This is a genomic window from Pseudoalteromonas sp. SR41-4, from assembly GCF_014163985.1.
GTDB lineage: Bacteria > Pseudomonadota > Gammaproteobacteria > Enterobacterales > Alteromonadaceae > Pseudoalteromonas > Pseudoalteromonas rhizosphaerae.
In genome coordinates, this window is record NZ_JACJEI010000027.1 from 62,444 (window position 1) to 70,922 (window position 8,479).

General features: G+C 39.8%; 10 protein-coding genes. 8 read left to right on the plus strand and 2 right to left on the minus strand.

Going from position 1 to position 8,479, the window contains the following annotated elements; all coding sequences use genetic code 11:
* Positions 1-2: 2 nt before the first annotated feature.
* The 4 genes from rnc (at position 3) to pdxJ (ending at position 3,103) form a co-directional block, all read left to right on the plus strand.
* A complete protein-coding gene (gene rnc / locus H5180_RS18270) occupies positions 3-680 on the plus strand; it encodes a ribonuclease III (protein ID WP_145237595.1) in 678 nt (225 codons plus the stop codon).
* Complete coding sequence (gene era / locus H5180_RS18275; protein WP_145237593.1) at positions 670-1,602, plus strand: GTPase Era; 933 nt, start codon at positions 670-672, stop codon at positions 1,600-1,602. The genes rnc and era overlap by 11 nt, the downstream gene beginning before the upstream one ends.
* A gap of 17 nt (positions 1,603-1,619) precedes the next feature.
* Positions 1,620-2,309, plus strand: a complete 690-nt coding sequence (gene recO / locus H5180_RS18280; protein WP_145237591.1) for a DNA repair protein RecO — start codon at positions 1,620-1,622, stop codon at positions 2,307-2,309.
* 62 nt (positions 2,310-2,371) lie between these two features.
* A complete protein-coding gene (gene pdxJ, locus H5180_RS18285; RefSeq protein WP_182758784.1) occupies positions 2,372-3,103 on the plus strand; it encodes a pyridoxine 5'-phosphate synthase in 732 nt (243 codons plus the stop codon).
* 69 nt (positions 3,104-3,172) lie between these two features.
* On the opposite strand, the gene H5180_RS18290 is transcribed toward pdxJ, so the two are convergent.
* A complete protein-coding gene (locus tag H5180_RS18290) occupies positions 3,173-3,364 on the minus strand; it encodes a hypothetical protein (RefSeq protein ID WP_149980895.1) in 192 nt (63 codons plus the stop codon).
* A 54-nt stretch (positions 3,365-3,418) separates the two neighbouring features.
* Complete coding sequence (locus H5180_RS18295) at positions 3,419-3,592, minus strand: DUF1328 family protein (protein ID WP_145237585.1); 174 nt, start codon at positions 3,590-3,592, stop codon at positions 3,419-3,421.
* A gap of 520 nt (positions 3,593-4,112) precedes the next feature.
* On the opposite strand from H5180_RS18295, the gene H5180_RS18300 reads away from it, so the two are divergent.
* From H5180_RS18300 to H5180_RS18315, 4 genes are all read left to right on the plus strand, one after another.
* Positions 4,113-4,358, plus strand: a complete 246-nt coding sequence (locus H5180_RS18300; protein WP_182731879.1) for an OadG family protein — start codon at positions 4,113-4,115, stop codon at positions 4,356-4,358.
* A gap of 10 nt (positions 4,359-4,368) precedes the next feature.
* A complete protein-coding gene (gene oadA, locus H5180_RS18305; RefSeq protein WP_182758785.1) occupies positions 4,369-6,153 on the plus strand; it encodes a sodium-extruding oxaloacetate decarboxylase subunit alpha in 1,785 nt (594 codons plus the stop codon).
* A gap of 11 nt (positions 6,154-6,164) precedes the next feature.
* Positions 6,165-7,295 carry a sodium ion-translocating decarboxylase subunit beta gene (locus H5180_RS18310; protein WP_145237582.1) on the plus strand — a complete coding sequence of 377 codons (1,131 nt, stop codon included), beginning with the start codon at positions 6,165-6,167 and terminating at the stop codon, positions 7,293-7,295.
* A gap of 400 nt (positions 7,296-7,695) precedes the next feature.
* On the plus strand, positions 7,696-7,872 hold the full coding sequence (locus H5180_RS18315) for a hypothetical protein (protein WP_167542971.1): 177 nt from the start codon (positions 7,696-7,698) through the stop codon (positions 7,870-7,872).
* Positions 7,873-8,479 lie beyond the last annotated feature (607 nt).

The window sequence follows — 8,479 nt, forward strand, 5'->3', positions numbered from 1 at the left end:
CAATGAAAAAAAATGTAACAGAGTTATATAGCAAAATAGGGTATACCTTTATTGATCAAGTATTGCTTGAGCAGGCGATGACCCATCGCAGCCATAAAGGACAACACAATGAACGCTTAGAGTTTTTGGGCGATTCCATTTTAAGCTTTGTCATTGCCAATGCTTTATATAGTAAGTTCCCCAAAGCGCGTGAAGGCGATCTTAGCCGCATGCGTTCAACGCTTGTGCGTGGACAAACCTTAGCTGAATTTGGTTTAGAGTTTGGCCTAGGTGATTACTTACGCTTAGGGCCGGGTGAACTTAAAAGTGGTGGTTTTAGACGTGAATCAACTTTAGCTGATGCGGTTGAAGCAATTATTGGTGCGGTATTTTTAGATGCTGGCATTGATGTTTGTGGAGACTTGATTTTGGCGTGGTACGAATCTCGCCTTGATGCCATTTCGCCAGGTTTAAACCAAAAAGATCCTAAAACATTACTACAAGAATACTTACAAGCCCGCAAATTACCTTTGCCAGGCTATACTGTAGTAGATACTAAAGGTCAGGCACACAATCAAACGTTCACGGTTGAATGTATTGTTGAAGGTATGGATAGCATCATCTCAGTTGGCAGTTCTCGTCGTAAAGCTGAACAAAAAGCCGCTGAAAAAGCGTTGAAGATACTTAAAAATGAATCTTGATACATTGATCCAACCGCACACGCGTGATTTAGATACTTTTTGTGGCATGGTCGCTATTGTTGGCCGCCCAAACGTTGGTAAATCTACCTTGCTTAATGAAATTATTGAGCAGAAAGTAAGTATTACCTCGCGTAAACCGCAAACCACACGCCACCGTATTATGGGTATTCATACTGTAGGTAAGCACCAAGCCGTGTATGTTGATACACCAGGCCTGCATGTTGAAGAAAAGCGTGCCATTAACCGTTTAATGAACCGTGCTGCTTCAAGTTCATTAGGTGATGTTGAGCTAGTTATTTTTGTTGTTGAAGGTACTCATTGGAATGCTGACGATGAAATGGTGCTTAACAAAGTAAAGCAAAATGGCAAACCAGTATTACTTGTGATGAACAAAATTGATCAAGTAAAAGACCGTGACCTTGTGCTACCGCATATGAAGTGGTTAGGCGAAAAGTTTGATTTTGTTGGCATTATGCCAGTATCTGCGACTCAAGGTAAAAATATCAACCTGATCAAAGATGAAGTAACTAAGCGTTTACCACCGTGTGAATTTTACTTCCCTGAAGATTACGTAACAGATCGTTCAATGCGCTTTATGGCAGCCGAAGTGATCCGTGAAAAGTTGATGCGCTTTATGGGTGAGGAGCTTCCTTACTCAGTTACCGTTGAAATTGAGCAGTTTAAATGGCAAGAAAATGGCATTTGGCATATCAATGGCTTGATTTTAGTTGAGCGTGAAACGCAAAAACGTATGGTTATTGGTAATAAAGGCGAAAAGCTTAAAGTGATTGGCCGCGAAGCCCGTAAAGATCTCGAAGAAATGCTTGATAATAAAGTGTTTTTAGAACTTTGGGTGAAGGTTAAATCAGGTTGGGCTGACGACGAGAGAGCACTTCGCAGTTTAGGCTATGGTGAAGATTAATAGCCTAAGCGATATTTATGGATAGCGACTTCTACACGGCATATTTATTACACCGACGTCCTTTTAGTGACTCACAAGTAATGCTTGATATGTTAGTAGAAGGCGTTGGCCAGTTGCGCATGCTGGCGCGAATTAGCGGTCGCCAAGCAACAAAATACAAAGCTCAGTTACAACCCTTCCAAGCTTTACTGGTAAATTATACCGGTAAACACGACCTGAAATATATCCAACGATTTGAACTACATGGCACGCAATCCACACTAGTTGGGGATCAGCTTTATTGTGGGTTTTATCTAAATGAACTAACCAACCGCATTGTACCAATTAATGAACCAATTGATCATGCCTATCAATTGTATAAAACTCACCTACAACAGCTTAACCAGCACCCTAACTTACAAGCTGTATTACGTTCTTATGAATTTCAATTATTAGAATTATTAGGCTATGGCGTTGACTTTAGTTTTGATGCCGCAGGCGATCCAATTTCGGCAGAGCAAACGTATAGTTACTTTGCTGAATACGGCTTTGTTGCCCAAGAAAATCAAGGCAGTGGCTTTTCTGGCGCGCAGTTAAATGCAATTGCAGCTCATGACTTTAGTGCGCCGGATGTGTTATATATGGCAAAACAATTAAGTCGTCATTTAATGAAGCCTTTATTAGGCAAAAAACCATTAAAAAGTCGCGAGCTGTTTATATCCAAATAGTTTGGGTATTCACCAACAATCTTAATACGGTATTTTTAACCGTTATTTTTACAGGTAAAAAAATGAAAGATATTCTTTTGGGTATAAACGTTGATCATATTGCTACCTTACGCCAAGCTCGGGGTACAAGTTACCCAGATCCAGCACATGCTGCGAGTGTTGCTGAGCATGCTGGCGCTGATGGGATCACTATTCATTTACGTGAAGACCGTCGTCACATTCAAGATCGTGACGTGTATGTGATGGCTAAAACAATCCAAACACGAATGAACCTTGAAATAGCGGTTACAGATGAAATGATTGATATTGCTTTAGATGTTAAGCCAGCTTATGTTTGCTTAGTACCAGAAAAACGCGAAGAGTTGACCACCGAAGGCGGTTTAGACGTTGTTGGTAATCTAGATAAGATTAAAGCCGCGACAGCAAAATTAACTGACGCCGGTATTAAAGTATCGTTATTTATCGATGCAGACAAAGCACAACTAGATGCAGCTAAAGCCTGTAATGCCCCTTATGTTGAAATTCATACTGGCGCTTATGCGGATGCGCAAACTGATACCGAGATACAAAAACAACTTGAGCATATTCATCAAGGTGTAAAGTATGCAGCAAGTTTGGGTTTGATAGTAAACGCCGGCCACGGTCTTCATTATCATAACGTGAAACCGATTGCTGCTATGAAAGAGATTTACGAACTAAACATTGGTCACGCAATTATAGCGCGTGCAGCCATAGATGGATTAGATAAAGCAGTACGTGACATGAAGCGACTAATGCTAGAAGCGAGAGCTTAATTTTAACTTCTCTTAAAATGCAAAAAACGACTCAAAAGAGTCGTTTTTTATTATTTGTATCTAACTGGATTAACAGTTAGTTTCTTTAGCGTTAACGCCTTCTTTTACTTCTTCACAGGCGTCTTCTACTTTGTTTTGTACGTCGGTTACAGCTTCATCGATGCGTTCACCGGCCTCTTCTGCATGATTGTCTTCACAACCCATGATAAAAAAACTAGCGAATAAAGCGATCACAGCAGTTTTAATAGTTGTCGATTTCATAATGTAATTCCTTGTAAAATTAATAAATGTGTTGTTATTTAAAATAAATTGTTATCACTTAGGGACATTGCCGCGCAACGCACCTGAAACGAGTGAAATAACTAACAATACAATAAAGATAAAAAAGATAATCTTAGCAATTCCTGCTGCGGCACCTGCGATACCACCAAAACCTAACACTGCAGCAATAAGCGCAATAACTAAAAATGTAATTGTCCAGCGTAACATTGTCGTCTCCTTGGTTTGTTAATTTGTTCAGAGTAAATAATGCCAGTTACATGCCATGTGTTTAAATCCTTTATTATCAATAGGATAGTGTTTATTTTATTTATTTTCATGAATTAGGTGGGAATTATTTACAGCTTTATCTGTAACTTATACTCGGCGTCCTGAAAAATAAATATTTCAGTATGATTTTTTGGTAAGACCAATTTCATGTTGAGTGCTTTTTCATTAATTTAACAGTTGTTGAGTAGTTCGGTTGGTAAGTTATTAAGGTGCAGATTAGATTTCACTTATAAGTTATAGCTATATTCAGTATTTTTATCATCTATATCCTATTAAATTATAGTAAAAAGCAGTGTGTTAACTTTGCTGAAGATATGTTAGCTTTATATTAATTGGTTTTACCAATTTACAAAGTGTTGGACTTGGTCTGTTTCTTTGATATGATTATCGCATAAATATTTAAATAAAGTGATTTTTTACCTATCTTTCGGGTGGGTAAGAATACTCAGGGGGGGGCAGAATGGATATAGGTCAATTACTTGCTACTGCAGCAAACTTAATGCTCACTGGGATGGTGGGAGTTTTCGTTTTTCTTTCGTTGTTGATTGCAGCAATTACCGCTATGTCTAAATTAGCGAGCCGCTTTGAACAGCCGGTTGTAATGCCAACGCGCACACCATCGATCAAAGCACCCGGTGTACCAAGTGAACACATCGCTGCGATAAGTGCTGCCATAGCTCAGTACAAAAATAAACAAAAACTATAAGGGATGACTTGTGGCTAAATTAAAATTAACAGAATTAGTACTTAGAGACGCGCATCAATCATTATTAGCAACGCGTATGCGTTTGGATGACATGCTACCGATTGCACAAAAATTAGATGATGCAGGTTACTGGTCGATCGAATCATGGGGTGGGGCTACTTTTGATTCATGCATTCGTTATTTGGGTGAAGATCCTTGGGAGCGTATTCGTGCTCTTAAAAAAGCTATGCCAAATACTAAACAGCAAATGTTATTACGTGGTCAAAACCTTTTAGGCTATCGTCATTATGCAGATGATGTTGTTGAAAAATTTGTAGAGCGAGCGCACAAAAATGGTGTTGATGTGTTTCGTATTTTTGATGCGATGAACGATGTTCGTAATCTTGAAACGGCTATTAAAGCTGCGATTAAAGTTGGCGCACATGCACAAGGTACAATTTCGTACACAGTAAGCCCGGTTCATACACTTGATATGTGGTTAACGCTTGCCAAGCAGCTTGAAGAGTTAGGCTGTCATTCAATTTGTATTAAAGATATGGCTGGTTTGCTTAAACCATACGATGCAGAAGAGTTAATCAAAGCGTTAAAAGAAACAGTCTCTATCCCAATTGCAATGCAGTGTCATGCCACAACAGGTTTAAGTACTGCTACTTACCAAAAAGCGATTGATGCAGGTATTGATATGCTTGATACCGCAATTTCATCAATGAGTATGACTTACGGACACAGCGCAACTGAAACGATTGTATCGATTGTTGAAGGTACTGAACGTGATACTGAGCTGGATTTAAATCAACTCGAAGAGATTGCTGCTTATTTCCGCGATGTTCGTAAAAAATATGCCGCGTTTGAAGGCAGCTTAAAAGGTGTTGATGGCCGTATTTTATTAGCGCAAGTGCCTGGTGGCATGTTAACTAATATGGAAAACCAGCTTAAAGAGCAAGGTGCTGCGGATAAATTGAATGAAGTATTACTTGAGATCCCACGTGTACGTGAAGACTTAGGTTATTTACCGTTAGTTACACCAACATCACAAATTGTTGGTACACAAGCAGTATTAAATATATTGACGGGCGAGCGTTATAAAACTATCACCAAAGAAACTGCCGGAGTGCTAAAAGGTGAGTATGGCGTAACTCCTGCGCCGATGAATAAAGAATTACAAGAGCGCGTACTTAATGGCGCAGAAGTCATTACTTGCCGCCCAGCTGATTTATTGCAACCAGAACTAGAAATACTTCAAGCTGAGTTATTAAAAGAAGCAAAAGAGCAAGGCTTAAGCTTAGCGGATGAGCAGATTGATGACGTTTTAACGTATGCATTATTCCCACAAATTGGGTTGAAATTCATTAAAAATCGTAATAACCCAGATGCTTTCGAAGCTGTACCAAGTGCTGAATCTGCTAATAAAGAACAACCAGTTAGCAATAAAAAAAGTAACAGCAACACAGTAAAAGCAGAGCAGTACAGCGTAAAAGTAGATGGTAAAGTTTATGATGTAGTGGTTGCACAAGGCGGTGAGCTTAAAGAAGTAACACTTAAAGATAGTGAGCATATTCCACAATCGGCGTCAGTTGCTTCCGGCGAAACACTTAACGCTCCACTTGCTGGTAACATCTTTAAAATCAAGGTGAAAGCGGGTCAAACGGTAAATGAAGGCGATGTAGTGATCATCATGGAAGCGATGAAAATGGAAACTGAAATTCGTGCAACCCACACCGGTACTATTGCTGAAATTCTTGTTGCTGAAGGTGATTCAGTGGCAACGGGTGACGCTATGATAGCACTAGCTTAGGAGCTCAGAGGATGGAAGCATTATTAAACCTCTGGCAAGCAACAGGTATTGCTAATTTTACATTTCCTGCGCTTATTATGATCGCAGTAGGGTGTTTATTGTTGTATCTGGCAATTGCGCGCAACTTTGAGCCGTTATTATTATTACCAATTGGCTTTGGGGCAATATTAACAAATATCCCCGTAGCGGGCTTATCAGACCCCGGTGGTTTGCTGTATTACGTTTATCATATTGGGATTGATACCGGTGTATTCCCATTATTAATATTTATGGGTGTTGGTGCACTCACTGATTTTAGTGCCTTGATAGCTAATCCTCGTATGTTATTGCTAGGTGCTGCAGCTCAGTTTGGTATTTTTGCAACCTTGTTTGGCGCAATTTTACTAAACTATGTACCAGGTTTTGAGTTTTCTTTACAAGATGCGTCAGCAATTGCGATTATAGGTGGTGCAGATGGCCCGACGGCAATCTTCTTAGCCTCAAAACTTGCTCCTGATTTATTGGGTGCTATCGCCGTAGCTGCATACTCATATATGGCGTTGGTGCCAATTATTCAGCCGCCAATTATGCGGGCTTTAACCACACCAGAAGAACGTAAAATTCAAATGCCACAGTTACGCACCGTATCAAAAAAGGAAAAAATTATTTTTCCGTTAATGGTATTGAGTTTAACGATTTTGTTTTTACCTGCAGCAACGCCACTGGTAGGCATGTTCTGTTTAGGAAACTTGATGCGAGAGTCTGGTGTGGTTGACCGTTTAAGTAATAGTGCACAAAACGAGATCATAAATATCACCACTATTTTCCTTGGTTTAGCTGTAGGCTCTAAGCTTGCTGCAGATAAGTTTTTAACCGTAGAAACAATTGGTATTTTGGTACTCGGCGCCTTGGCTTTTGCAATTGGTACAGCTTCAGGTGTATTTATGGCAAAAGGTATGAACAAGTTCTCTAAATCACCAATCAATCCACTCATCGGCGCGGCTGGTGTATCAGCTGTGCCAATGGCTGCACGCGTAGTTAATAAAGTGGGTCTGGAGAATAATCCGCATAATTTCTTATTAATGCATGCAATGGGACCAAATGTTGCGGGAGTACTGGGTAGTGCTGTGGCTGCAGGTATCTTGTTAGCGCTGGTAGGTTAAATAAATCATTAAACTATACCCAGCGAGCTGAGTATGGTGAGGTAACTTTTACTTCCAACCGACTGCGCAGTATTTACTGCGCTTTTTTTTGCGCTTAGGGTCTGTTGACCTTTCAGGGTTAAAATTTGCTCAAACTAGGGGCGATTTAATCACGGCGCGAGATTTGTAACCTAGTGGGCTAAGTAAAAATCGAGCAACAAAGAGTTAATCGCCCCTAGGCAGAACCCTTCGGGCAGCGCGTGTTTGGCATTTATGCCGCGTTATCTCCTATTTATGGGGAATAACCACACTACATAGGCTCTGCCTTGCCTAAAAACCAAACGCGCAGCTGCAAATTTAACCTCGAAAGATAAACAGACCCTAGGTATACTCGATAGATATTTTATTAAATAGGAATGGTATGAATATCTTCGTGATTTTAATTTCACTGTTTGTTGCATTAATCATTCTTGTGCCACTACTTGAAAAGTATCAGTCTAAAATGGGCCTAGATGGTGCGACTAAATATGCCAAATACATCTGGCCATTAGTGATGATTTCATTGGTTGTGCAATTGATTTATGTGTTGGTGAGATAGAGCGTAGCCGTCAGTTTTAAGATTCAGGGCAGCTAGAAGCAGTAAGTTGCCCAGCGTTAAAATTGCCTGCGTAGGTTGTGGTTGAACACCCCGAAACCCAACGAAAAATATCCTGCCAGTCTGCATCAATGCACAGCATTATCGGATGTCTTAAATGCAATAACTGACGATTCATGAACCATTATGTGTGAAGTCAAACTTTTAGCTTGTACTATTTAGCCTCAACAGGTTTAAAATCATCGATAGATATTTGGATACATATTCAGCATGAGAAATAAATCGCTTCTCCGTCCTTGTTGTCCTACTTATTCAATAAATTTCATTGCTGTTGCAAGTGAGTTTGCAGATGAAGTACTTAACATGTTTTTTGACTAATAAGTCATGTAATTCTTGGTTGTCTAGTTTCATACAGAATCATTGATGGGGGCACAATGACAAAGCCAGTCAAAACTAAACGTAGCAAAAGGGTTCCGTATGACAAACTTGATACTCATTGAGCCTCCTCCCCAGCATCGCGATTATTCGCTACGCTGAAAAGGCAACCAACCTTACAGGAGAAAGCTCAATGAACTTTTACAATAACATGCATCCATATTATTGTGGAATC